General features: G+C 59.1%; 25 protein-coding genes. 6 read left to right on the top strand and 19 right to left on the bottom strand.

Going from position 1 to position 25,232, the window contains the following annotated elements; all coding sequences use genetic code 11:
* Positions 1–62: 62 nt before the first annotated feature.
* The 14 genes from J4721_RS16345 to J4721_RS16280 form a co-directional block, all read right to left on the bottom strand.
* Entirely contained in the window at positions 63–758 is a 696-nt protein-coding gene (locus tag J4721_RS16345; protein WP_211003252.1) for an RraA family protein, read from the bottom strand.
* Complete coding sequence (locus J4721_RS16340) at positions 755–1,450, bottom strand: alpha/beta fold hydrolase (RefSeq protein ID WP_211003253.1); 696 nt, start codon at positions 1,448–1,450, stop codon at positions 755–757. The genes J4721_RS16345 and J4721_RS16340 overlap by 4 nt, the downstream gene beginning before the upstream one ends.
* Entirely contained in the window at positions 1,447–2,574 is a 1,128-nt protein-coding gene (locus tag J4721_RS16335) for a cobalamin-independent methionine synthase II family protein (protein ID WP_014875641.1), read from the bottom strand. The genes J4721_RS16340 and J4721_RS16335 overlap by 4 nt, the downstream gene beginning before the upstream one ends.
* A gap of 98 nt (positions 2,575–2,672) precedes the next feature.
* Entirely contained in the window at positions 2,673–3,635 is a 963-nt protein-coding gene (locus tag J4721_RS16330; RefSeq protein WP_027246348.1) for a cupin domain-containing protein, read from the bottom strand.
* Between the two features lie 154 nt (positions 3,636–3,789).
* Positions 3,790–4,779 carry a nuclear transport factor 2 family protein gene (locus tag J4721_RS16325; protein WP_211003254.1) on the bottom strand — a complete coding sequence of 330 codons (990 nt, stop codon included), beginning with the start codon at positions 4,777–4,779 and terminating at the stop codon, positions 3,790–3,792.
* Positions 4,766–5,794, bottom strand: a complete 1,029-nt coding sequence (locus J4721_RS16320) for a LacI family DNA-binding transcriptional regulator (protein ID WP_027246350.1) — start codon at positions 5,792–5,794, stop codon at positions 4,766–4,768. The genes J4721_RS16325 and J4721_RS16320 overlap by 14 nt, the downstream gene beginning before the upstream one ends.
* Positions 5,791–6,567: an SDR family oxidoreductase gene (locus tag J4721_RS16315; RefSeq protein ID WP_211003255.1), complete on the bottom strand. Its 777-nt coding sequence runs from the start codon at positions 6,565–6,567 to the stop codon at positions 5,791–5,793. The genes J4721_RS16320 and J4721_RS16315 overlap by 4 nt, the downstream gene beginning before the upstream one ends.
* The gene (locus J4721_RS16310; protein WP_211003256.1) at positions 6,564–7,616 is read right to left on the bottom strand and encodes an ester cyclase; all 1,053 of its coding nucleotides are present in this window, start codon (positions 7,614–7,616) and stop codon (positions 6,564–6,566) included. Before J4721_RS16310 ends, J4721_RS16315 begins: the two co-directional genes overlap by 4 nt.
* Positions 7,617–7,683: 67 nt before the next feature.
* Positions 7,684–9,012, bottom strand: coding sequence for a histidinol dehydrogenase (gene hisD / locus J4721_RS16305; protein ID WP_014875635.1), 1,329 nt, complete (start codon positions 9,010–9,012; stop codon positions 7,684–7,686).
* 5 nt (positions 9,013–9,017) lie between these two features.
* Positions 9,018–9,554, bottom strand: coding sequence for an ester cyclase (locus J4721_RS16300; RefSeq protein WP_027246354.1), 537 nt, complete (start codon positions 9,552–9,554; stop codon positions 9,018–9,020).
* Between the two features lie 130 nt (positions 9,555–9,684).
* Positions 9,685–10,569: a carbohydrate ABC transporter permease gene (locus tag J4721_RS16295; protein ID WP_014875633.1), complete on the bottom strand. Its 885-nt coding sequence runs from the start codon at positions 10,567–10,569 to the stop codon at positions 9,685–9,687.
* 1 nt (position 10,570) lies between these two features.
* A complete protein-coding gene (locus tag J4721_RS16290; RefSeq protein ID WP_014880930.1) occupies positions 10,571–11,596 on the bottom strand; it encodes a carbohydrate ABC transporter permease in 1,026 nt (341 codons plus the stop codon).
* A gap of 71 nt (positions 11,597–11,667) precedes the next feature.
* Positions 11,668–12,894, bottom strand: coding sequence for an ABC transporter substrate-binding protein (locus J4721_RS16285; RefSeq protein ID WP_076616887.1), 1,227 nt, complete (start codon positions 12,892–12,894; stop codon positions 11,668–11,670).
* A gap of 89 nt (positions 12,895–12,983) precedes the next feature.
* Positions 12,984–14,033, bottom strand: coding sequence for an ABC transporter ATP-binding protein (locus J4721_RS16280; RefSeq protein ID WP_102849564.1), 1,050 nt, complete (start codon positions 14,031–14,033; stop codon positions 12,984–12,986).
* Positions 14,034–14,166: 133 nt separating this feature from the next.
* Here J4721_RS16280 and J4721_RS16275 point away from each other — a divergent pair, with 133 nt between their 5' ends.
* Entirely contained in the window at positions 14,167–15,168 is a 1,002-nt protein-coding gene (locus J4721_RS16275; protein ID WP_211003257.1) for an ester cyclase, read from the top strand.
* On the top strand, positions 15,165–16,031 hold the full coding sequence (locus J4721_RS16270; RefSeq protein ID WP_211003258.1) for an amidohydrolase: 867 nt from the start codon (positions 15,165–15,167) through the stop codon (positions 16,029–16,031). The genes J4721_RS16275 and J4721_RS16270 overlap by 4 nt, the downstream gene beginning before the upstream one ends.
* Before the next feature lie 217 nt (positions 16,032–16,248).
* Here J4721_RS16270 and J4721_RS16265 read toward each other — a convergent pair whose 3' ends face one another.
* Positions 16,249–16,680 carry a response regulator gene (locus tag J4721_RS16265; RefSeq protein WP_014875627.1) on the bottom strand — a complete coding sequence of 144 codons (432 nt, stop codon included), beginning with the start codon at positions 16,678–16,680 and terminating at the stop codon, positions 16,249–16,251.
* Positions 16,677–18,494 carry an ATP-binding protein gene (locus tag J4721_RS16260; RefSeq protein ID WP_247656173.1) on the bottom strand — a complete coding sequence of 606 codons (1,818 nt, stop codon included), beginning with the start codon at positions 18,492–18,494 and terminating at the stop codon, positions 16,677–16,679. The genes J4721_RS16265 and J4721_RS16260 overlap by 4 nt, the downstream gene beginning before the upstream one ends.
* A gap of 172 nt (positions 18,495–18,666) precedes the next feature.
* On the opposite strand from J4721_RS16260, the gene J4721_RS16255 reads away from it, so the two are divergent.
* Together J4721_RS16255 and J4721_RS16250 are read left to right on the top strand one after the other, a co-directional pair.
* A complete protein-coding gene (locus J4721_RS16255; protein WP_211003260.1) occupies positions 18,667–20,064 on the top strand; it encodes an extracellular solute-binding protein in 1,398 nt (465 codons plus the stop codon).
* Positions 20,054–20,773 (top strand): ATP-binding protein, encoded by a 720-nt coding sequence (locus tag J4721_RS16250; protein ID WP_102877145.1) that lies wholly within the window; start codon positions 20,054–20,056, stop codon positions 20,771–20,773. The genes J4721_RS16255 and J4721_RS16250 overlap by 11 nt, the downstream gene beginning before the upstream one ends.
* A 21-nt stretch (positions 20,774–20,794) precedes the next feature.
* Here J4721_RS16250 and J4721_RS16245 read toward each other — a convergent pair whose 3' ends face one another.
* From J4721_RS16245 to J4721_RS16235, 3 genes are all read right to left on the bottom strand, one after another.
* A complete protein-coding gene (locus J4721_RS16245; protein WP_211003261.1) occupies positions 20,795–21,487 on the bottom strand; it encodes a PleD family two-component system response regulator in 693 nt (230 codons plus the stop codon).
* 331 nt (positions 21,488–21,818) lie between these two features.
* Positions 21,819–22,190, bottom strand: a complete 372-nt coding sequence (locus J4721_RS16240) for a hypothetical protein (RefSeq protein ID WP_211003262.1) — start codon at positions 22,188–22,190, stop codon at positions 21,819–21,821.
* Positions 22,191–22,313: 123 nt separating this feature from the next.
* Positions 22,314–23,171, bottom strand: a complete 858-nt coding sequence (locus J4721_RS16235; protein ID WP_211003263.1) for a LysR family transcriptional regulator — start codon at positions 23,169–23,171, stop codon at positions 22,314–22,316.
* Between the two features lie 111 nt (positions 23,172–23,282).
* On the opposite strand from J4721_RS16235, the gene J4721_RS16230 reads away from it, so the two are divergent.
* Together J4721_RS16230 and J4721_RS16225 are read left to right on the top strand one after the other, a co-directional pair.
* Positions 23,283–24,428, top strand: a complete 1,146-nt coding sequence (locus J4721_RS16230; RefSeq protein ID WP_211003264.1) for a TauD/TfdA family dioxygenase — start codon at positions 23,283–23,285, stop codon at positions 24,426–24,428.
* Positions 24,425–25,042, top strand: coding sequence for an HD domain-containing protein (locus tag J4721_RS16225; protein ID WP_061049953.1), 618 nt, complete (start codon positions 24,425–24,427; stop codon positions 25,040–25,042). Before J4721_RS16230 ends, J4721_RS16225 begins: the two co-directional genes overlap by 4 nt.
* Positions 25,043–25,232: the final 190 nt, after the last annotated feature.

Raw genomic sequence — 25,232 nt, 5'->3', positions numbered from 1 at the left:
GTCGTCTCTGAAAACACCCTGCCGTAGCTCACCGCTGCGGCAGGTTTTCTGCTGCCAATTGGTCAGGTGCGCGCGGCTTCAAAGGCACTCCAGGCGGTCTCGAATGCCTCAAAATCGAACCCCTCTTTACGGGCGGGATCCAGCACCAGTTTTTCAGTCTCCAGCAACTTGCGGATTGCGCCCTCCAGATGCGGTAGAACCGCTGGTGGGATGACCAGCGCGCCGTGACGATCGGCATGAACCAGATCGCCATCCCTGATCTGGAGACCAAAGACAGTGACCGGCGTTGCGATCTCTTTCACATGCACGAAGCCATGAGAGGGGCCGATTGATCCGGCAATCACAGGAAAGCCCTCCGGCAGGTCGCCCAGATCGCGCATCACCCCGTTGGTCAAAGCGCCGCTGATACCGAAGCCTTTGTGTACGGTGGTGTTGATCTCGCCCCAATAGGCGCCAATGCAGTTGGGGAAATCGACATCCTCAACCACCGTCACGGCGGGGCGGTGGCCGCTGGCCATATGGCGGTAGTAGTCCATGCGTCGCGCCTTGATTACCTCGGGCGGCTCAGTCGGGGGCGCCAGAGCCGAGATCCTGGCGGTCCGGGCGTAGCCGACCATTGCGCCTGCCTCGGGTGCTGAGGCCAGCATGGTGCCGCGGGTGAAGGCATTGAAGCCACGTTTGCCTTCGGCGACCTCAATCGCGTTGCAGACGGTGGGGGTATCGACTTGGCGCAGCAGGTCCAGAAGTGTGGGGGTCATAAGCTCTCCAGCCAGCGACGAAGGGCCGCTGTGGTTTGGTCAGGGGTTTCCAGCGTCGGCAGATGACCGGCACCATCGAGGATTTCCAGGTGGCTCTGCGGCAGCAGGTCGTGCATCAATTCATGGCGGTGCGGGGGGCAGAGCGAGTCCTCTCGCCCGCAGAGCACCAGCGTAGGTCGGTCGAACCGGCGCAACGTGTCGCATTGATCAGGGCGATCCCGCAGCGCCTTGGACTGGTTGACGAACACCTCCGACCCCAGATCGAGCGCCATCGCCATGCAGAGATCAAGGATCTGAGCCCGGTTTGGTCCACCGGTCAGATAGTTGGGCTTCATCTCTTCGCGCATCACATGTTCCAGTCGTCCGGCGCGTGCCGCCGCTATCTGCGGCTCTCTGCGGGCCTGCACTTCGGGCGCTTCGGCCCGCGGGTTGGTGTCCATCAGAGCAGCACCGAGGAGACGCTCCGGGGCTTGCCGGATTATCTCCATCGCGAGGATGCCCCCCATGGACAGCCCTGCAACGGCAAACTGTGGGGGGGCAATCTGCAGTATCGCCTGTGCAAGGGCCGCCATGCTGTCGCCCTGCCCGATAGGGGCGGTCATCAATGGGACATGACCCGACAATGCTGCGATTTGGGGCTGGAATAGTCGCGCGTCGCACATCATGCCGGGGAGCAGCAGGAGCGGTGTCACGCGCGCTCTGCCGCGAGTTTTGCACCTTCGGACAGGGCCGAGAGTTTGGCATAGGCGATATCGGGGTCAACCGCACCAAACCCGGCAAAGGTGCCAAAGCCACAATCAGATCCGGCGATCACCCGGTCCTGACCCAGAATATCGGTAAACCGCTCAATACGCTGGGCAACGACCTCCGGGTGTTCAACAAAATTGGTGGTGGTATCAACCACGCCAGGCACCAGCACTTTGTCATCGGGGATCTGCGCCTTGCGGTCGCGGAACACCGTCCATTCGTGGGCGTGCCGGGGATTGGAGGTTTCAAAAAGCACATAGCGTGCCTTGGTCGCCATCAGGGGGGCAAAGACCTTCTCCATTGAGATGTCGCAGCAATGTGGCCCCTCGTAGTTGCCCCAGCAGATATGCACGCGGACCTTCTCGGCGGGCACGTCGGACAGTGCGTGGTTCAACGCTTCGACATGCATTTGGGCGACTTTTACAAACTCATCGTCGCTCAATTCCGTGAATAGCATGTGACGCGACAGCGCCAGATCCGGGCAATCCAGTTGCAGGTCGAGCCCGGCACCGACGATGGTTTCATATTCGGTTTTCATCGCATCGGCGAGGGCGGCCAGATAGGCTTCGCGCGTGGGGTAGTGGTCGTTCTGCAGAAACAGCGAGATGACACCGGGAGACGCGGCATTCATGAACCCGCGATCTGCGCCATGCTCTGCCATCGCAGATTTCAGATTGGCGATATCTTTCTCCAACTCTCCCTGACCTTTGGAGCGGACCTCTCCGGTGCACATGGGACGGGCATATTGCGGGGTGCCGCCATCGTCAGCGAGACGCTTCAGGAAACCGGGAAACATCTTCAGATCAGCAGGCGCATTGCGCGGGCTGTCGCCGGAAAACCCTGTGTAACGGTCCTTTACGTAGGTCGCATAGGAGATTTTGGAGGTCTCGCCGTCGCTCACGATATCAATGCCGGCCGTAACCTGTTTTTTGACCGTATCGCTGACCGCTGCGCGCATGCAGGCATCGAAATCCGCCTGATCAAACGACTGCTGCCGCTCGCGGGCGAAGATGAAATCGACCACGTCTTGCGAGCGGGGGAGCGAGCCTACGTGTGTTGTCTGGACCATGTGCCGAATCTCCTCAAGTCAGATCTGCAACGGAGGACCTTGCCGCCGTCCTGATAGTGCCTCCGCGCCGCGCTCGCCGCCGCGCGGAGGGGGGTGCGTTAGTTGCCGGTCCAGGTCGCGCCGGCCGGATCATCGGTGGCGGTGACCCGGTAGAGGCTTGCCTCACCGGTCATGGACGGTTCCAGGCTGTGGGTCTCACCCGCCTTGATCAATGCAGTGTCGCCGGGATTAAGGGTTGTTTCGCCCCCTTCCCAACGCAGCCGCCAGTGGCCGCGCACCGGCATCAACACAGTGTGCTGATCATGGCTGTGCATGTCAGCAGGCAAGGAGCCGCGGGTCAGGAAATCGACGCAGAAACCGGGCTTGTCCTTGAGGAGCGCATCTGCACCGATCACCTTGGCCGGTTTGTCGCGGGCCAACGCCATCAGATCCCAGTACCGCGCCACATAGTCACGCACCACCGCCTCAACGGGGACCTCCGGGAATGCGGCCAGCTCCTCCTCGCTCAGCAATGGCATCGGGTTGATGCCGTCGGGCAGGGATACCCCTTTCTTGCTGTCGTAGAGCACACCGTTTTCACCCAGAACCAGCCCGTGGTCGCGGGCGTCTTCAATCACCTGAGGGGCCCAGGTGACGCCGCCGCCGGCATCATCACCGCCCAGCACGGCCATGATCATCCCGTAATCGGTGCCGATGTTCTCAAACCCGCGGAAGATGCCAGTGGGGATGTTGAAGATATCGCCTTCCTCGGCGACAAATTCACCGGCATCCCCGTGACGGCCCCAGAAGAAGCGCCAACGCCCCTTCAGCACGAAGAAGACTTCGGCGGTTGTGTGACTGTGCAGCGAGTTGCGGCATTTCGGCGGCTGGCCTGCGGCGCCAATGTTGAAGCCGATCTGGTCGGTGATATGGACATGCTGGTCCGGGCTTTCGGAAACGCCGCCGCCGATGATGGTGAAGTTTTCCTTCTGGTCGGAGCCGGGGGTGTGGGCGTCGATGAAGGCAGTCTTGCAGGGGCGCAGCTCACCGTAGCGGACGATGCGGTTTTGAATGGTGCTCATGTGTTTTCTCCATTTTGGATCTTGGGTTTGACAGGTTTCAAACCCGCACTCCGGGAGGGCGGTTGTTCAGGCGGCGCGCCCGCAGAGAGGCTCGGTGCGAATGGTAGCGCCGTGCCGCCTGACTGGCGTTCAGATATGAGGTCTGCGCATTCACTCAGAGGTCGCCTGTCTGTAGCAGGATCTGTTTCCAGATCGCGGTTTCGTCAAACAGGGTCCATTCGCGCCGCAACCGGATGTCGCCGCCGATCAGTTCACCCCATTCGGCGTGGCTGATGCCCAGCACGTAGATATCGGCGCCGGTAGGCGTTCCAAGCGCGCCCCAGCCATCATGTTTGCCATGCAGGCTCCAACGCACGGCTGAGCGGGGCGGCATATTGGTGTCGGAGCGGCCAATCTGGTGATGAATGGTGAAGGTTGCAGAGGGCAGGGAGGCGCGTAGCGACATCCAGAACTGATCGACCGCAGCGCGGCCATGGCCGGTCATGCCACCGGGGTATTCAGTCTGCACCGCGCGATCATAGGTATCCTCTACCGCACCCATATCAGCCGCCATCATGCGGGTCAGCAGGTCAGCATGGCGTTGCCCCCATTCGTTATCATTACCTGTGCCCTGATAGGGTCCGGGCTCGTCAGTCGTGGGCGTTAGTGGCTTCACGGCCCGTTCCGGACCGCCTTCGCGAGTGATCAGATCGCGGACAAAACCCTCCGGCTCCCAGCCCATCTGCCGCACGATCGCGCCATTGTCGCGGATGAGCCATTCGTCATCGATGGCATTGTTTCTGGCGTGGCAGTCGGCGAGGATCCGGTATTTCAGCTTGGTTCCCGTCGCCTTGCCGAAAGCCCCGTCGCCAAGATGTGTCGCCGTAGACATGATCCGGTGGCTCGACAGCATGCCCTGCTCCGGGGTGCCGGACCAGATCACATCCTCGCCCAGCAGGGTGCGGTCGGGGAATTCGGCGAGGGTTGCCATTGTGGCACCGATCACGCCCTGATTTCCGGTCGAGACCGCTCCGGGCATTCTGACAACGATCTCGGGCGCATAATACTCATGCAGGGTGGAAATACCCCGGTCTTCCCAGATCTCTTTGGTGATGCCGATAATGTAATCGGGGAAGTCTTTGAATTTGGGATCAAAACCCTTCATTTTTCCATCCTTCGGGAATGCGGGCAGAGCCGCGAACAATCAATGGGCCATCAATGGCAATACGGCGCGGCCTCTGCGGCGCGCCGTTGATTTCGTTCAGCAGAATATCCACCGTGGCCGAAACCATGCGATTGGCGGGCTGACGAACTGTGGTCATGTCATAGGCTGGCCAGGCGGCGGTGGGCACATCGTCATATCCCACCACAGAGACATCCCCCGGCACGCAAAGCCCCAGTTCGGAACGCAGCACATCCATCACCGCAAAGGCCATGTGATCATTGCCCACAAACACCGCATCCGGGCGGTCGCCGGTGAACATCTGGCGGGTGGCTTCGGCGGCGGTTTCCATCTTGAAGTTGCCCACGCCACGGGCATGCAATGTCAGCCCATCCTCGGCCAGTCGCTCGCAAAACCCCGTTTCGCGGTCGCGCTGGGTCGAGGCGCCTTCCCAACCCGCGATATAGCCGATCTTACGATGCCCAGCGGCCAGCAGAAACTCAGCGACCTTGCGCCCGCCTGCATAGTTATCCGATGTGACGGCTGACATGCTCGGGTCATCTTGCGACCGGTTGAACAGCACCATCGGCACACCGGCGGCGCGGCAGCGATCTGACAGTTCCGACGACATCGCAACCGAGGCTGCGATAATGCCGTCAACTTGATAGTCGAGGATTTCCTCAATCACATTGTCGATGCTGTGGGCCGTGTTGGGGGCCATGAACATCAACACGTGATAGCCGCGTTCCTGAAGCGCGTTGGACAGTTTTTCCAGAGCCTCCGGGTAGAAATGGTTCTCCAGATAGGCCACCACCAACCCGATGATACGCGAGCGACCGGAAACCATGGCCCGGGCCAGTGAGTTCGGTCTGTAGCCGAGGGATTCTGCTGCCGCGCGCACCTTGTCCACGGTTTTTTTCGAGGCGGAGGCTCCGGGGGTGAAGACCCGGCTGACAGCGGATTGCGATACGCCCGCAAGCCGCGCGACATCGGCAGAGGTGATCTTTGCGGCGGTCATTCTGCGGTCCATCCGCCATCAATCATCAGCGCGGTGCCAGTGATCAGGGACGAGGCATCAGAGGCCAGATAGACCACGCCACCCATGATATCCTCAACCTCACCGATGCGGCCAAGCTGGATTTTGCTTTCGATCCAGGCCCTGCGTTCCGGACGGTCAAAGGTGGACTGCGTGAGTGGCGTCACAATGAAAGTCGGGCAGATGGTATTTACCCGGATACCCGATTTCCCCCATTCGATGGCCATGGATTTTGTGAACCCCTCAACCGCATGTTTGGTTGCAGAATAAACGGCCCGGTCCAGACCGCCGACCTTGGCCATCTGACTGCTGATGTTGATGAGTGAACCGGGTTTGCCGACCGCCATCAGCCCCTTGGCCACTGCCTGGGTCAGGAAATAGGCGCCCTTGATATTGAGGTCGATCACCGCGTCGAAATCATCCTCGGCCGTATCGCTGGCAGGGCTATGGCGCGCCAGCCCGGCGGAGTTCACCAGAATGTCAAAGGCACCGTTTTGGGTTATCCGCTCACTGATGCCGGCCTGAGTGGCGGCAATGTCAGCGACGTCGAGAACCATCACCTCCGCCTGCATGTCGGCTGCCTGCATCTCCGCGACCAGCGCTTCCAGCGGCTCAATCCGACGGGCAGCGATGGTGACATGGGCCCCGGCCTCTGCCAAGGCCACGGCACAGGCGCGGCCAATGCCGGAGCTGGCCCCGGTCACCAACGCGCGTTTGCCATCAAGACGGAAGGAAGGGGTGCGGGGCAGGGTCACGGGCGATCTCCGATTTGTGGGATGGGGCCCGGATTGCGGGCTTTGTTGAACTCGCGCAGTCGGGCCATCACGTCAACGCCAAGCTGTGCATAGAGGTCAAGCAGATCGACCAAAACCCAGTTTTCCCGAATCAACCCATTCTCCAGCCGCCAGAAATCAAGACTGCGCAGGTCAATCATCTGGCCGGTGGGTGGAAGCCCCAGCCAGCCATCCGCCGACAGGCTCTGGCGCATATTTGGCCAGCCGGTAACAGCGGCATAATCGCCATCGCCAAAGAAATGGAAATCCAGCGTCTCATCCTTGGCGCCACGGTCAGGCATTGCATTCAGAAAGGGGATCTGATGCCAGTTGCGAAAGCCCGAAACACCGCGCGCTGTCCCAATCCCGGCGGGGCCATACCAGTTGAAACGTGGATGCCAGAAGCGCTCCATCTCCATTACCTCCGGGCCACCCTGCGCCGGGTGGCGCGTCAGGTGGGCCAGCATATCCACGATATGATCACAGGACGCCGTCGCCTGATCCCGGTCCCATGGGCCGCGAACAAACCCGTCCTGTGTGGCGGGACCGGGGATAAAAAATTCCCGCCCGAGTGAGGGTGCCATGGGCCAGGCACCGGCCTGCATCATCAGCTCCGGGAGGTCCCATATTGCCTGCATCTCGACGATTTTGCCATCTGAGATGCGATAGAATTCGTGGTACCGCATATGGGCGATGTGCCCGGTTGGGGGAATGTCCAGCCACGGCGCCATGAAGGTGCCGATATAGTGGCCGCCAGCCCCCAGCCACTGCTCTCCTTGGGAGGTTTCGCCTGCCATCAGGATCCAGTCGCGCCGTTCCAGATCCGGCATCGCCCGCAACAAGGGGGCATAGGCCGTCTGATAAAGCGCGTCCGGGCCGCGCATATCACCAAGAGGGTGGCAAAGATGGATCTCAGCTTGGGCAGAAAAAAGCGCTGTCATCGCGCTCTGCACCGGGTCCGCCGAAAAATCGCGCATCGCCGAGAACAGCGGAGATAACAGGGCCTTATGGGCGCTAGGGTGGTCCATCATTGGTCCGAATTAAGAGGAGGCTTTTGATGTCGGGCGGGAAGGCCCCCGCCCGGCAGATCTTGGATGTTTATTCAGCAGCGTCGCGGTAAGGGGCGCCTTCCCCATAGGGAACGTTGATCCCGCCGTAGCGACGAACCCGGATGTTGCATTGCTCGGCGTGGCCTACGAAGCCTTCCAGCATACACAGGCGTGAGCCGTATTCGCCAATCAGCGTTGCGGCCTCATCGCTGGTGACCTTCTGATAGGAATGGGTTTTCAGGAATTTACCCACCCAAAGGCCACCGGTGTAGCGCCCGGCCTTCTTCGTCGGCAGTGTGTGGTTGGTGCCGATCACCTTGTCACCATTGGCAACATTGGTGCGCGGGCCGAGGAACAGCGCGCCGTAACAGGTCATGTTGTCGAGGAACCAATCATCGCGGTCGGTCATGACCTGAACATGTTCCGACGCGATATCATCGGCTACCGCAAGCATCTCGTCGTAGGTATCGCAGAGGATTACTTCACCGTAGTCCTCCCAGCTGACGCGGGCGGTGCCAGCGGTGGGCAGGATGGTGAGGATCCGGTCGATTTCCTTCAGCGTTTCCTCGGCGAGGGTCCGGCTGTTGGTGACCAGAACAGCAGGGCTGTTGTAGCCATGTTCGGCCTGTCCCAGAAGGTCGGTCGCGCAGAGTTCGGCATCAACCGTGTCATCGGCGATGACCATGGTTTCGGTCGGACCCGCAAAGAGGTCAATGCCCACGCGGCCAAAGAGCTGACGTTTGGCTTCGGCAACAAACGCATTGCCGGGGCCGACCAGCAGATGCACCGGTGCGATGCTTTCGGTGCCGATCGCCATGGCGCCCACCGCCTGAATCCCGCCGAGTACATAGATTTCATGTGCGCCGCCAAGGTGCATGGCTGCGATTACGGCGGGGTTCGGCTCACCGTTGAAGGGTGGTGTACAGGCCACGATACGCGGCACACCTGCGACCTTCGCGGTAGCCACAGACATATGCGCGGAGGCCACCATGGGGAATTTACCGCCAGGCACATAGCAGCCGACGGATTGCACCGGGATGTTCTTGTGGCCGAGGATCACACCGGGCATTGGCTCCACCTCGATGTCAAGCATGGAGTCCCGCTGCGCCTGCGCGAATTTGGTCACTTGGTCCTGTGCGAACTGGATATCTGCCATCTCGCGCGGGGAGACCTTGGCGATGATCGCTTCAATCTCAGCCTCGCTCAGCCGGTAGCTGTCGCGGTCGTAATTGTCGAACTTGCAGGCAAGTTCACGCACGGCGGCATCGCCACGGGCCTCAATATCCTTCAGCGTTGAAGCCACCACAGAGGCGGTCTTGGCGTCGTCTTCGGCCCGGTCTGCTTCGGGTTTTCCGCGTTTGAGATAGTCAATCGCCATCGTATTTATCCTTTGTTATCGGGTCGTGGCGGTTGTGTCTCGCCACGATCAAATGCTTCCCAGCCTTCGCCGTTGAACAGATCGACGCCGAGCTGGGCGGCGACATGGGCGAAATCGACATTGACCCAATTGTCCACGATTTTGCCGTCAACGACTTTCCAGAAATCCATGTAGCGGATCTCCACCCGTTTGCCGGTGGGCGCTATGCCGAGGAAGGTCCCGCTGTGCGTGGCTTCCTGCCGACCAAAGGCCGCAGCCCATTCGCCCATGTAGAGGCGGGCCTCGTCGATGCAGACCTTGTCGGAGAAGGCTGCCTGAAACGGGCGCTGCCAGTTGTCCTGAAATTCCTTCAGCCCGGTCTTGGTGCCGCATCCCTGATTCCCCATCCAGCGGAACCCATCGGCAAAGAATTCGCCAATATCGCCGATGCGGTGGTCGTTCAGCCCATCGACCATCTCTTCGATGACGCGGCGGGTGTCTTCTGTTTTGCTCATATCCGTGTCTTTGGTCAGCACGGCTTGTTCTGGGCGAGACCCTTTCATTGGTCTTATCCTTTTCAGTCTACCAAGGGAAAATCTGTGATGGGGGGAGGAGATCCCGCACACAGAAAATCCCTTGGCATCCTGTTCAGCGCCGGATGGCGGCCGAGGGCGTTATGACGGAAAGAGGCGCTCATCCTTTGACCGCACCTGCGGTCAGGCCGCTCACGATCTGACGCTGGAAAAACATCACCAGCACAAACAGCGGGGCTGTGGCAGAGACTACGGCGGCCACGGCAAACATCACGTTGCCTTCGGTCTGGGTGGTCCCCATGAAGCTGGCGATCTTGGGTATCATGGTCTGATTGTCCTTGCTGAGCAGCATCGAGGTGACGGCAAAGTCGTTGTACGCCAGCAGGAAAGAGAACAGGCCGGTGGTGATGACGCCGGGCCACATCACCGGGATGATCACATGGCGGAAAGCCTGAAACTGGGTGCAGCCATCGACCTTGGCACTTTCGTCCAGTTCCTTCGGGATCGACTGGAAGAACGAATGCAACATCCACAGGGTGAAGGGCTGGTTGATCGCCACCAGAACGATGACCGTGGTCGCAAGATGCCCCCAAAGGTTCCATTCAAAAAACGGCAGCAGGTAGCCTGCAACCAGGGTAATCGGCGGCATCGCGCGGAAGATCAGCGCAGTGATCAGCAGCCAGAAGGTATAGCGATAACCGGAGCGGGACAGGGCATAGCCACCCAGCGTTCCGATCGTCAGCGAGGTCATCACCACGAAGATACAGACCAGTGTGGTGTTGATGCCTGCTTTCCAGAATTCCTCTTGGATCCAGGCCCCTTCGTACCCGACGCCGGTCACCGAGGATCCGTGGGTTGCCTTGGTCAGCGTACCGGTCAGCGCGTTTGTCCAGTCCGCGATGGAGAAGAAATCCAGCTCGACCTTGAAGGATCCCCAGAAGGTCCACAGAAACGGGAAGGCCGCGAGAATGAGCCAGAACAGGATGAAACCATTGACCAGCAGGCGCAGGCCCAATGGGCGGCGGGTGGCGGCGGAACTGCTCATGTTAAGTCTTCCCCTTGAAATCTTGCCAGGTCCGGATCAGCACCGGGGTCAGCAGTACGGCAACGCCGAGAATGGTCAGGACAGATGTGGTCGCGGCGGAGGACAACAGCCGGGTTTCACCGCCCATATCGTTGAAGATAATCCAGCTGAAAGACGTCGCATGGGCCTCAGCGTTGAAACCGACGATCGGTTCGAAGACGCGGAAGTTGTCCATCAGCTGAATGAGCGCAACAAAAGTGACCAGCGGCATCAGGTGCGGTACCACCACGTAGCGGACGCGCTGCCAGCGGGTGGCACCGTCGATCTGCGCGCTTTCCAACTGGTCCTGTGGCAGGGTTTGCAGACCTGCATAGAACACCACAAAGGCGAAGGGCGCAGAGTGCCAGACCCCATAGATGATCAGCATAACCCAGGTCAGCCCGGTCGAGGCCTTGAGCGATAAGGTTGGATCATCGGTCAGATATTGCAGCGCAGATCCAAGTACACCACGGCTGTCGATCATCCAGAACAGGATGAGGGAGCCAATCAGCGGCGTCACGATCATCGGCAGCAGCGAGAAGAAGATCACCAGCCCTTTGAGATGCCGGTTGAGCGAGTTCACGGCAAGCGCGATCATCAGACCCAGCACGATCAGCAGCGGGGTTACAGTAAAGGTATAGGTCAGCGTAAAACCCATCGCGCGGTAGAAGGGCAGGTCGCTGATTTCGCCCAAGAAAGCGCCGATGCTGTCGGTGCTGCGCCAGGCTTCTGCCACCTCGGCCACAGCCAGATGACCACGATCAAAATAGATTTGCAGGCCAACAAATTTGCCCAAAGGCTCCGCATCGCGCAGGGCACGGGTGGCCTCTTGGTCGATGGTGGTTTCCTCTTTGCAGCCGAAGGGACCGCAGTTTTCAACCGTCACCAGAACGGCGTCATGGGGCGTGTGAACGGACTGGAACAACACCGACACGATGGGCAGCGCGATGAACAAGAGCATCGCAAGCCCGGTGGGCAGAAAGAACCAGAAAAAGGTGCGGTGTTTCATGACAAACCGATGTCCAGAGTTCAGGTGGTGGTGGCAGAGGGGAGGCTCCCCTCTGCCGGTTGGGCCTCAACTTAGTTGAGGAACCCTTTTTCCTTGGCGGCAGCGGTATAGGCTGCTTCTGCATCAGCAAGTGCCTGTTCAGCGCTTTCCTTGCCCTGCATGAAATCGCTCAGCTCAGCACCCAGCGCGGTATGCAGCAGACCCATATAGGGCAGCATCGGGTAGGGGCTGGTGCTCATCTGCACGGCCTCAAAGACACCCTGAGCGGCATCGGTCGGCTCATAGCCGTCGATCAGCCAGACCGCCTGAGGTGCGGTTTCCTCGTTCAGCATCTCGGGGCGGATGCCATGGGTCAGCGCGACGAAGGTGGCTTCGGCTTCGGCGTCGGGAATATTCTTGGCGACAGTCCAGCCGTCCCACCACAGGGTAGAGGCGGCATCAGATCCCCCCGCCACGGTCAGCGGACCGGAGATGGCCATGTGATCCTTCACCTCCTGTACGACACCATCGGCATCGGCCAGAGTTGCAGCGCGGCTGCCCCACATGTTCATCAACGCGACATTGCCGGCACGGAATTCGGCGTTGGTGGCGTTGGAGTCATGGGTCAGGAAGTCGGGGTTCATATATTCCGACAGCGACTTCATCATTTCCAGAGCGGCTACGCCCTGTTCATTGTTGATCGAGACCTTGGCGCTGCCCGGCTCAAAGAAGCTGCCGCCGTGGCCCAGATACATGTTGTTGAATTCCTGCGCGAGGTTCCAACCCGCCTTGTAAGCACCGCCTACGGGGTTCTCCATGAGGCCCTTTTCGCGGATCATCTTGGCGGCTGCCAGCAGGTCCTCATAGCTCTTGGGTGGCTCAACACCGATCTCTTCCAACACGTCGGCGCGATAAACCAGATGCTGGGCGTTTGCCATGAAGGCCACGGCCATGATCTTTCCATCAATGGTGATCAGCTGGGTTTTCTGCAGCCCGTCACCGTGTTTGGCGACCAGATCGTCCAGCGGACGGATGACGTCTTCGTTCATCAGGGCCACGATGGAGGAGTTGGCGATGATCGCAGAGGTGTATTCCGCCGGGTTGCCGGTCATGCCCGCAACGTTGATCTTCTGATGGTCTGCAGTCAGGTTGGCCTTGACCTCGCCACCGGTGCACTCCTTGGCCGCATCGGCGACAGAATGGATGGCGGGGAATTCATTGCCGACAATATTGACCCGTGCCGAAATCTCGCAGGCAGAACCTGCGGTCGCGGCAAGGGCCAGAACCGAGCTGGCAAGTGCGATATGTGTGAATTTCATGGTAGTCTCCCTGTTATAGGGGGAAGCCGTCCGGACAGCATCCCCGTCTTTGCCCCCGTCGCATGCACGAAGGCGGCGGTGGTGGGGGATTACCCCCCCAGCCGCGCACCTGTTTGTGTATCAAACAGGTGGCAGTGATCGGTGGGCACGTGGATCGACACCATATCGTCGATCTCTGCGCGGAAGGTCTTATCTGCCTTGACCGAAACCAGGACGCCGCCAATGCGGACCGTAACCATGGTTGCATCGCCCAAGAGCTCCATCGTGTAGATCGGGGCGTTGATCTGGCCGCCGCTGTCCACAACGCTGGCGTCCTCGGCCCGAAAACCCAGTGTGACCGGGCCGTCCTGGCCACTCAGACCGGCAATATCCGTATGCTGGGCGGTAAACCGTCCGCCGGACAGGTCGCCCTCCATCAAGTTCATCGCAGGTGAGCCGATGAAACTAGCCACAAAGGCATTGGCGGGACGGTCGTAGATCTCTGTCGGGCTACCGACCTGCTGTACGACGCCTTTGTTCATGACCACCACGCGATCGGCGAGGGTCATCGCTTCAATCTGGTCGTGGGTCACATAGATCGTTGTCACGGCCAGTTCATGGCTGAGGTTTTTGATCTGCGCACGGGTAGAGACCCGCAACTTGGCATCGAGGTTAGACAGCGGTTCGTCCATCAAAAACACGTTCGGTTCGCGTACGATGGCCCGGGCCAGAGCCACCCGCTGCCGCTGCCCGCCTGACAATTCGGCCGGCTTGCGATGCAGGAATTCGTCCAGTTCAACCATGGCGCTGGCCCGTCGGACCTTTTCGTCATGGGTCTTGGCGTCAACACCGCGCACCTTCAGCGGAAAGCGGATATTTTCGTAGACGTTCATATTGGGATAAAGCGCATAGCTCTGAAAAACCATGGCGACGTCCCGGTCCTTCGGCTCCAGTTCGTTGACCCGATTGCCATCCACCAGAATGTCGCCCTCGCTGGCGCTTTCCAGTCCGGCAATCATCCGCATCGTTGTGGTCTTGCCGCAGCCCGACGGCCCCAGGAGAACCAGAAACTCCTTGTCTGCGATGGTCAGGTCGAAATTATCAACCCCGACAAAGCTGCCCCAACGCTTGCTGATATTACGCAGCTCTATCTGTGCCATGCGGGTCCGCCTCCCAGCGAAATCTATTTTGCATACGATTGCAAAAAGGTTAGTCTTTGCTGCGTTAATTTGGCAAGATAATTTTGCAATCGTATGCAATGTGGCGTGAAGCGCCTGTAAAATAGGGAAAGAAATGAACGATCTTCAGGCAGCAAAAGCCGTCGTGCGCGCCTTCTACGCCGATCTGGATGCTCCGGATGCGAATCTTGAAGCGGCTCTGATTCGACATACATCGCCCGACTACCTGTGGCGTGGTTTCCACCCGTTCAATGAGATGACCGAGGCTGCTGAGGTTGCCCGGCAGTTCTGGGCGCCGCTGCGCAAAAGTCTCACATCGTTGCAGCGGCGTGAGGATATTTTCTTTGCCGGGCGCAACCAGATGGATGATTTTCAAGGCATCTGGGTGGTGTCCATGGGGCATCTGATGGGGCTGTTTGACGCGCCATTTGTGAACATCCCGCCAACGGGTAAGATTGCGATGCTGCGCTATTGCGAGTTTCACCGGGTTGAAGACGGCAAGATTGCACAGACCGCGATGTATTTCGACCTACCCCATCTGATGGCACAGGCTGGTGTCATAGCCTTTCCCGGTCAGACCGCCGCGCAGTTGGTGCAGCCGGGGCCAATGACGCATGATGGCCTTCTGTTCGAAGCGCAACCAGACCACGAAGGCGAGACGACGCTGGCCGTGATCAACCGCATGATTGGTGAACTGGGGCAGTGGGACAACAAGCTCAGTCTTGAGGATGAGCTGCGTCAGACCTGGTGTGAAGACATGTTGTGGTGGGGGCCGACCGGCATCGGCGCCACCTATACCATCGAGCGTTATGCCAAGCAGCATTCCGGCCCGTTTCGCGCGGCCTTCTCTGACAGATCCAGGACCGGTCATACGGCGCGCCTGGCGGAAGGCGCCTACGGTGGCTTCGCTGGCTGGCCGAACTTCACCGCGCGTCTGACCGGCGATTTCATGGGTCGCACGGCGACCAATGAACGGGGCGAATTCCGGGTGATTGATATCTACCGGCGTAGCGGTGACAAACTTGCGGAAAACTGGATCTTCATTGACCTGCTGCATTTTTGGAAAGGGCAGGGATATGATGTCCTGCAACAGCTGAGCGATGGGACCCTGACATGATCGACGCGCATCATCACCTGTGGGACCTGACGGCGGTGCATTACCCTTGGCTGGCCGCCAAGGGTGTCTCGCGGTTCTTTGGCGACCCAAGCCCGATCCAGCGCAACTATCTATTCCCTGACTTTCGCGCAGAGGCCTCGGCCCTTGGGATCACCGGATCTGTTCACATTCAGGTCGGCGCTGCGGATCCTCTGGCGGAGGCGAAATGGGTTCAAGCTGTCATCGACGCGAACCGGGACTGGCCGATGGTACAGGTGGTGCATTGCGATCTGACGGCGCCAGATCTGGCGCAGCAACTCGACGTTTTTCAGGCACTGCCCTCGGTCCGGGGCGTGCGCCAGATCGTCGGTCGCGCCCCGGGTGAGGATGCGCAAACCGGCACCAATGCGCTTCTGGATGATCCAGGGTTTCTGGAGGGGCTGCTGCTGATTGGAGAACGCGGGCTGTCCTTCGATCTGCAGCTTATCCCTGAGCTGATGGAGAAAACCGCGCGCGTTCTGGGGCAGGCCCCGCGAACAAATGTGGCCCTGTGCCATGCGGGCAGCCCCCATGACCGAAGTCCTGAGGGGCTAAAGGCGTGGTGTCAGCAGCTCAGATGGCTTTCGGGTCTTCCACATGTACGATGCAAACTCTCAGGTTTGGGGATGTTTCAGCACCGCTGGACCGTTGAGGACTTCAGACCGATCATTGAGACATGCCTCGATCAATTTGGCGCTGACCGCTGTATGTTTGGCTCCAACTTTCCCGTTGATAGCCTTTATTCAAACTATGAAACGCTCTTGCACGCACATGAAAAATTGGTTCCTGATAGCCAGAGATCACAGGTTTTTGCTGAGACCGCAGCGCGCTTTTATAAGTTCTGAGATGTGTTGCTGATGGGGGAGGCAAGGGTGGCCAGCCAAAGGAGCCTACTCATGTCGAGCCCGACTGAGGGTGGGCCAAAAGCCGAGGTTGAATATACCGACCAATCCTGTCCCTTACTGCATAAACCAAGCTTGGCCCGCGCGTCTTTTCAGTCGCGCGGGGGAGGTGCGGTGACTGAAGAGGTGTTGTGCGTCGGTGCCAGCAACAAGCCTCACTTCAATTTGTTTTCAGCGACACGATCTCGACATAGGCACCCAGCATTTCCACCGCAGATTTCACCGCATCATAGGCGTTCTCTTTGACGATATAACCGGCAATCTTATGCTCATAGGCAACGGCAATATCCGAGGGCGCATCGGAGGTTGTCAGAACAAAAATCACCGAGTTCGCCAGCTCTTTGTCCTCGCGGACCTCGGCGAGAAATTCCAGCCCCCCCATGCGCGGCATATTCAGATCCAGCAGGATGATGTACGGGCGCTCAAGCGCGGCGGAATTCACCCCCCGCAGCAGATCAAGCGCTTCCTGTCCGTCGCCGACAACTTCAATTGGGTTAACAAGGCGTAGTTTTTTCAACGCGCGTTTGATCGCCATCACGGCAACCTCGTCATCATCTACAATCAGAAACGTAACGGATTCTCTATTGGTCATGCGGCCAATCCTTGGATGTCATTCGGTGTTTTTGCTGAGGGTGTATTGAGGGGGACACGGACCGTAAACACGGTGCCACGGGCCACATCCGGGTTGGAGACGACGGACACGCTGCCGCCGAGTGATCGGGCAAGTTTCTGTACAAGCGCCAGGCCCAAGCCGGATCCCTCCACTTCGTCGCGGGATTTCAGTGTCTGAAACAGAACAAAGATCTGGTCCTGATACTGTTTCGGAATGCCGGGCCCGTCGTCGGCCACGGTGATCTCGACGTAGTTGGGGTACAGCTCGCTGCTCATGCGGATCGTGCCAGATGATCTGTCGTGATGCTTACTCGCGTTACTGACAAGATTGATCAGAATGGTCTTCAGCGGTGTCAAATAGGCGCCGAAGGGACCACAGTCCTGCTCTACCCTGATTTCGAAAGCGGAGTTGGAATTGAAGTAGAGCCTCAGCTCTTCCGCAAATTTGGTCAGGCTGAAGGCCCCATGTTCGCCATCAATCTGGCCGGCCCGCGCGTAGTCCAGCAGGGCAGACAGGTGGCCTGACAATCTGTCCGTACGATTGCGGATCAATCCAATATTTTTCTGCGCGTCTGCAGGCATCTCATCGGCGAAATCTTCTTCTGTCCATTCGATCAGATTTGAGATGGCGCGTAGCGGCGCACGCAGGTCATGAGCCGCCACATAGGCGAACCGCTCCAGTTCCTCATTTGAGCGTTGCAGAGCTGCCGCAGTAAGGCGGGATTTCTCCACAGCTTTTGCGATCTCAGCAATCTCATCTGACCCGGCGGTGTCAATCGGATCTTCGAGATGGCCACGCGACATACGTTGAATATGGCGCGTCAGGCGGTGAATCCGCGAAATCATCCGAACCTCGATCATGAACCACAAAAGAGCAAGTGAAATCAGAAGCATACACATGTTGAATGCGACATCGACGAACCGAATGCGCTCAACAATACGGCTCGTTTCCGCGGCGCTTTGGCGAAACTCCATTGCGGCCCGTTGGGTGCTCGACCGGGTCCAGGCGCCGATGTTGTTGAGCACAGCCTCAGCCTCACCATAAAGCTGTTTCTGACCTGCTTGGCGCGTTTGCAGGGCTGATAGTGCTTCGACCACCCCTTCCGGGCCCAGCATGGTATTGCGATAGTCGACCAAGACACCGGCAATGTCGTGACGCGCTTCCAGATTTTTCAGCCGGGCAAGGCGAGAGGCAAGGATGTTGATCTCTGCCACCAGGCTCTGGCGTGCGCCTGTGTTGCCAGTACCGGTTTCAAGCGAGAAGTCTTTGGTCAGGATGGCGAGCGAGGCAACGCTGCCGGAGATTTCTCCCAAAGTCTTGGCGGTATCGATTGCCCAGGTGACCGACAGGGGTCCCTCCTGTCTGGATTGCGCGTCGCGCTGTTGATTGCCGAATTCGATCTGCGCAACAACAATGGATTTTTCCAGCGCCAGGATCTTGTCAACGGCCTGTGAAACAAGGGCATTAATCCTGATATTCTGAGCGACGATATCCTGGCGACCCTTCACCACGTTCTGAAACACATCAGCGTCTGCTGATGACAGTTCTTCGGCGATTGTATCTTCTCGGTCGCTGAAATTCTCACGAAACAGCTGCGAGAGACTGTCGACGCGCCGCCCCAGCCCCGCAAGCCCGTCCAGATCGTCGATCAGCCTGACCCGAGCCAGCGTTACCTCCAACCCGTGTTGCAGGTCGCCGAGGTCGGCAATCCTGTCCAGCAACGGAATCGTCCGATCAGACAGGTTCTCTGTCTTGCGCTCAATGCGGCTTAGGTCGTTCCACTCCGCATACATCGCGACGCAAATCGACGCGAGACATATAACGACACAAGATCTGAGGCGTGCGGTTAGCGACACTACGGGCCCCTTTTGCTGTTGGTGTGCTCAACATAAGGTTGAGAGGTTTACTAGTCCTTAACTGGGCGCAGATAGGCTTAAACCTACTGAGCCACACGCGAGGATCCCCATGTTCACGAGACGCGCTTTCACGACGCATGCCCTGGCGCTTGGCGGGGTTGGCGGTCTGCCTGCCGCAGCGCGTGCCGGAGTTGATCACCAGCATCCTAATCTGCTTCGTATTCTGGCCCCCCATGGGGCGGAGGCAAACCTAGCGCCGGTGGCCAAGAGTTTTGAGGCAATGTGCGGGTGTCGCACGGAACTGGTCGTGGTCGGCGTTGGCGAGGTGAACGCGGTTCTGACACTGGAAGCGATGCTGAACGATGTCGGCGTAGATGTGGCGCTGCCAGCCACCTTTGGCATACCAGACCTTGTCGAGGCGGAGGCCATTTTGCCCTTGGATGCGCTTGCTCAGCAATATGCGCCACAAGGGCTGACCGACGCGATGATGTACACCAGCGGCGATATCTTTGACGAGCGGCTGTGGGGCTATCAGACCGACGGTGATGTCTTTTTAATGTTTTATAACAAAAGCTTTATGGAGGATCGGGACCTCGGGAGCCGATATGCGGATCAGACTGGTACGGCGTTGTCGACGCCGCAAACCTGGGACGAGCTGGACCGACAGATGGCGTTTTTTCACGATCCGGATGCGGGTCGGTATGGCGGTTGCCTGTTCCGCACAGCGGATAAGGTAGCCTGGGAATGGTGGGCGCGGTTTCATGCCAAGGGTGCCTGGCCGTTTTCGCCCACGATGGAACCGCAGATCGCAGGAGCGCGTGGCATCGCCGCGCTGGAGGATATGATTGCCTCCGGCGCGCATCTTGTCGGGGCAGATCTGGATCTGTTTTCTAACTGGGCGCGCTATCAGGAAGGCGATATCTACGCCAATATTGGCTGGGGCGGTACGCAAAAGAGCCTCTATGCACCCGGATCGGCGATGCGCGACAATATGATCAACGCGTCGTTGCCCGGAGGACGTATTGGCGGGGCGGTGGTTCCTCTCTCTTATTTCAACTGGGGGTGGAGTTATGTTGTTGCCAAGAATTCAAAACAGCCCGAGCTGGCGTATCAGTTCTGCGTCAATGCCGTTTCGCAGCAGGTCGGCGCTGCGGCAATCGCCCAGACCGATGGGTTCTTTGATCCGTTCAGAACCGACCAGTACCAGGATCCAGCTATCATCAAGGCCTATGGCACGCAGTTTCTGACTGTTCACGAGCAGGCGATGCGCGCCTCGATGCCGGATCTTTATCTGGCGCGCCGTGGCGAATATTTTGAGGCGTTGTCCTATTGGCTGCTGGCCGCACTGGCTGGGGATGTGACAGCCGAGGTCGCGCTGGACAATGTTGCCCAATCCTGGCGGGCGACCACAGATCGTGTGGGCCTGGAGGTGCAATCGCGCCGCTGGATGGCGCTGCGCGACACCTATCCTGCCGATCTGCGAAAGGCTCTTACCGATGAAATATGACACCCCCGATCCGGCCCTGAGCCAGACCATGCGCGATCAGGCCATGATGGACGTGGTCTATAAGATTGTTCACGACTTGCGTGGTTCAGTGCGGGCCATCGCTGAATTGCCGAATTGGATTGAAGAGGATCTGCAGGATGTTGGCATGTCGCTGCCGGAGGCCCCTGCGCAGTCTTTTGATCTGATGCGGCGCCATGCGGAAAAGCTGAACATGATGCTTGATCAGCTGTCGCTGTATTCCAAGACCGGATATCGCGAGACAGAGCGGATTTCCGTTAGAACCTGCCTTGATCGGGCGATTGCGGCACTGAACCTGCCGAGTGACATGCAGGTGCGGGCACGATTTGATCCGGCGGAAATCGAGATGAATCCCGATGCGTTAATGTCGATGTTTCTGATCCTGTTGGGAAATGCTGCTGAGCACAACGCGGAGCCGGTGCGCGTTGCTGTCACCGGGTGCTTGCGCGACGGGTATTGGGAGATGCTGCTGCGTGACAACGGTGTCGGATTTCCGGCCGGTAAACTGGAGCGGGTTTTTGATCCGATGAGCAAGTTTTCGGTCGTGGAGACCGGTGGGGCAGGGATGGGCCTTGCGATCTTGCGCCGTCTTGCTGACAGCTACGGCGGCGTTGTGGAGGCATTACCGCCCCGAACCAAGCGGGACGGGGCGACTATTCGACTGCGTCTGAAACAAAATCACCGCGATTGAACGGCAGTGATGTGGTCCACCTTAATGGTGGACCACATTGAAACTATTGCTGTAATTCTCGATCTCATCGAAGAAACGCCAGATGTTCAGGCAGTGTGTTTCAATTTCATCAAGGGCTTCGGGGGATGGTGTCAGCCCCTGGTTATTGCAGCCGCGGATGAAGGAGATCTGACGATACATGCGCCGCAGTTTTGGCTGCAATTCACTTATGCAGCCCTCTGCCATGCCCCGGATCACGTTTCGTGTGGCGTCCTGCACTTCAGATTTCATCGCCGGGTTTGAGAATGTCTCGGCAATGGAGTTGTAGATCACTCCATGCAGTTTTTCCGCGGTCAGATTGCCCTTGCCGACATAGTCCACGCAGCCAGCGCGCATCGAGCTGACCACTGCTTCGGTATCTTCGCGGCCAGAGATCATCACCACCGGCACCTCTTCGGTCTCCAGCTGTTTTTTGACCACGGCGACCGCGTCAAGGCCAGAGGCATCGCGCAGCTGGTGATCAATCAGGCAGAGATCAACAACGTTTTCGTCCAGTGCTTTTTCGAGATCCTGAATGTCCGAACATGTAATCACCTCGACCGTTCGATCAGCCTGCGCAATGAGCCGCCGCATTCGCGTCCGGTCAAATTCACTGTCGTCCAGCACCAAGACGCATAGGTTGCCGGAGGGCAGTGTCGGGTGGCTGGTCTCCATCGTAACCTCAGTACCATTCATCGTGACGCCCTTTCCAAAGACTGTAGCCAGAAACTGACATTTCAGCCCTAATGAAAGATTAATATGCCCACCAACTGTCGTTAAGACTTTAACCGGACAGCTTTGAGTTGTGTATCTTCAAGTAGCTGAAAACCCATGTTCATAAGCTGTTAAGGCTGTTTTTCTCCTCTTTTCATGGGGCGATCGCATAAGAGGCCTCAGTATTTCTGAGATTTCCCCGATTGAATTTTATCTATGAAATTCTTTGAGGTGATACCACTTTCCTGAATATCCGCTACCGTAATGCTCTCGCAAAATCGTTCGCGTCAGCGTCTCGGAGGTCGGAGCCCTGCTAGAGCATCAGGCCTGCGATTCCCAAAAGTGTCACCGGAACGAACAAAAAACCCTGAGGAATGTCCTTGTACCTCTGACCGTTCAGAATCGGCAGGGCGAGCCCCCAGATGGCGTAGGCAGCGGCCAGACCGGTGGCGAGGATCGCGGCGATTTCGGCTTCGCCCGACCATGCGGGCCAGAGGAAGAGTGCTGCCACAGCCGCCAAGTTAATGCTCACTAGATGCCAGCAGTAGTAATTGACATAGCGCACCTCTGCGGACAGGCCGCGTGCCTCCAGCAGGGGGCGTGCGACGCTGGGGCCGCCGGCAAGAATGTGTAACAGAGTGTTGACGACCGACAGGCCGCCAGCGGCCAAGAGCCAAATATTCATGCGCGTTCATGCTCCAAACGGTTCGAGAATCTATTGAGCACGGAAAATGTCGGGTCCACTGCAGCGGGGCAATGTGGCAGACTGCCAGCGCGACAATACGCGCCTGCTTCTAAAGCTACACCATCAGGTCATAATGCGGGTCAACTCGGCCCATTGGGTGCGGCTGACAGCATCCTGTCCGGCAATCATCCAATAGGTGGCGTGGTGGTCGAGGTGGTCCCGACCCATCCGTACCAGCCGCCCAGCTGCCAGGTCCTGATCGCAGAGCGGCAGAGACCCAAGCAGAACGCCGGTGCCGGCGCGGGCCGCCCCCAGAGCGGACAGAAACGTATCAAATCGCAGATGCGGCACCGGCGTGGATCCACCGCCGTGGCAGGCAACCCAATCCGGCCATCCCGGTCGAGGCCCGGAACAGGCGATCCGTGGCCAGTCACTCCAGTGCCCGCCTCTGCGGCCAACCAACTCCGGGGAGGCCAAGGGGGCGATCCCTTCAGAATAGAGCGGCAGTTTGTAAGTGTGGGGCCAATCACCAACGCCGTAGCGGATGCGGACCACTTCGTCCTCCACTGCATCATGGGCGCCCAAGACCATGGTTCGTATCGCCAACTGGCCACCTGCGATGTCGCTCAGGGCGGCCAGTCGTGGGGTGAGCCACAAATCGATGATCGATTGGCTTGCAGAGATCGTCAACTGTCGCCGTCCGGTGCCAAACAGCGCCTCGGAGCTGTCGCGCATCGTATCCAGTGCCGACTGGATGTGCGGCAACCAGGCTTCGCCCTCCACGGTCAGGGTGATGGCGCGGGGGTGGCGGTGAAACAGCACAGTGCCCAGCCGTTTCTCCAACTGGGCGATACGCTGCGAAATGGCGGATTGGGTGATCCCGGTTTCCGCTGCCGCCGCGGTAAAGCTACCGCAGCGCGCCGCCGCTTCAAAGGCGCGGATCCATTCCAGGGGCGGCAGGGTGGGGCGCTGCTGTTGCATTAGCTGACCTTGGCCTTAGTGCGGAAATTCCTAATTTGAGATTATGTAGGGGCAATGGCAACATGCGCGCAAGAGTCATCTTCCGCGTTGCGGACCACCAATGAGGATACCATGCCGTCAGTTACTCTTGCCCCTGCGGGCGATTATCTCACCCTGTCTCACGGGGCATCCGACATGCGTTTTCACGCGATCTGGCTGCGTGACAATGCCAGCGACCCCGACACCCGGGCTGAGGCCAACGGCCAGCGTCTGATCGCGCTGCGGGACATTCCGGCGGACACCACGATTGCAGAGGCCACGCTGGACGGCGAGAGGCTTCGCCTGCGGTTTATGCCGGAGAATAAAACCGTTGCCTATGATCTCTCGTGGCTGCAAGCCCATACCTATGACAAGGCCCAGCCCGAAAAGGCGGGCTGGCTTGCAGATGGGGTTGAGACCTGGGACGCGGGGCTGATGGACGGCGTGCCCACCGGTGATTTCGCGGCGCTGGAAGCAGGCGGTGCGGCGCTGGGCGATTGGCTGGGCGCTGTGATGCGCTATGGATTCGGCAAGGTTGTCAACGGGCCGGTTGAAGATGGCGCCTTGTTCCGCGTGGTCGATCTGTTCGGGCATGTGCGCGAGACCAACTACGGGCGCCATTTCGAGGTGCGCACCGAAGTGAACCCGACCAACCTCGCCTTCACCGGCCTGGGCTTGCAGGCGCATACCGACAATCCCTATCGCGATCCGGTGCCAACCATTCAGGTGCTCTATTGCCTCGAAAGCTCCGCTGCCGGGGGTGAAAACATGGTGGTGGACGGCTTTGCCGCCGCGCTGCGTCTCAAGGCCGAGAATGAGGCCTATTTCAATGTGCTGGCGGAACATTGTGCGCGTTTTGAATACGCAGGCGAAGCCGGGGTCTGCCTGATCTCTCGTCGCCCCATGATCGAGCTGGCCCCCGATGGGGAGCTGATCGGGGTGCGTTTCAACAACCGGTCACTCGCAGCGGTGCAGGATGTCCCGTTTGAGAAGATGGCGCTCTATTATGCAGCCTATCGCCGGTTTGGCGAGATCATCGATGATACGGCGATGGAGGTCACGTTCCGTCTTAATCCCGGTGAGGCCTTTGTGGTGGACAACACCCGCGTCTTGCACGCGCGCAAGGGCTACTCGGGTGAGGGGACGCGCTGGCTGCAGGGCTGTTATGCTGACAAGGATGGGCTGCGTTCTGTCTATGACGCGTGGCGACGTCAGGCGCTGGCGGAGGCGGCAGAATGACCAGTCGTCAGCCACAGCCAGCAGCCACGCATGTCCCGCCAGACACGCTGAACCGTGAGACGATTGTCGCTTTCCTCGGCTCAATCTTTGACCGGCGCGGCGGGGAGGAATATCTGGGCGAGCCGGTGACCATGGGCGAACATATGCTGCAAGGCGCCACCATCGCAGAACAGAACGGCCAGCCAGAAGAGATCATCGTGGGCGCGCTGCTGCATGATATCGGCCATTTCACGTCCGAGTTTGGCACCTACCATCCCGATGATACCGAGGATCGACATCATGAGGACGCCGGGGCCGAGGTGCTAGAGCGTTTCTTTCCCAGTGTGATCACTGATTGCTGTCGCTATCATGTTGCAGCCAAACGGTATCTCTGCGCGACGAAGCCTGAGTATTTCAAACGGCTTTCCCCTGCGTCCGTCCATACGCTGGAGCTGCAGGGCGGGCCGATGAATGCGGAGGAAGTCGCAGTGTTTGAGGCCAATCCAAACCTGAAAGAGATCATTGCAGTGCGCTATCTCGATGAAGCGGGCAAGCGGGCAGGCATGGTCACGCCGGATTTCTGGCACTTCGCACCGATGGTGCAGCGGATGGTCGACCGGCACTGTGGTGTGTGATTGAGGTTTGAGCTGACTGCGGTGTAAAAAAGCGGCCCCTCTCAACTCAGAGAGGGGCCGCAGTCTTGATGGCCCTGTGCTGCGTTATAGCCGCACCGCCGCATCAATGCGCTGCGCTCAGCCGGGGGTCGGTGCGAGCGCAGCAGCAGAAGTTATGCAGATGCGCTCTGGGGATCACATAGCGTCCTTG

The sequence above is a fragment of the Phaeobacter sp. HS011 genome (assembly GCF_018101215.1).
Lineage (GTDB): Bacteria > Pseudomonadota > Alphaproteobacteria > Rhodobacterales > Rhodobacteraceae > Phaeobacter > Phaeobacter inhibens.
Note: the sequence above shows the minus strand (reverse complement) of the source record. Positions and strands in the feature narration are given on the sequence as shown.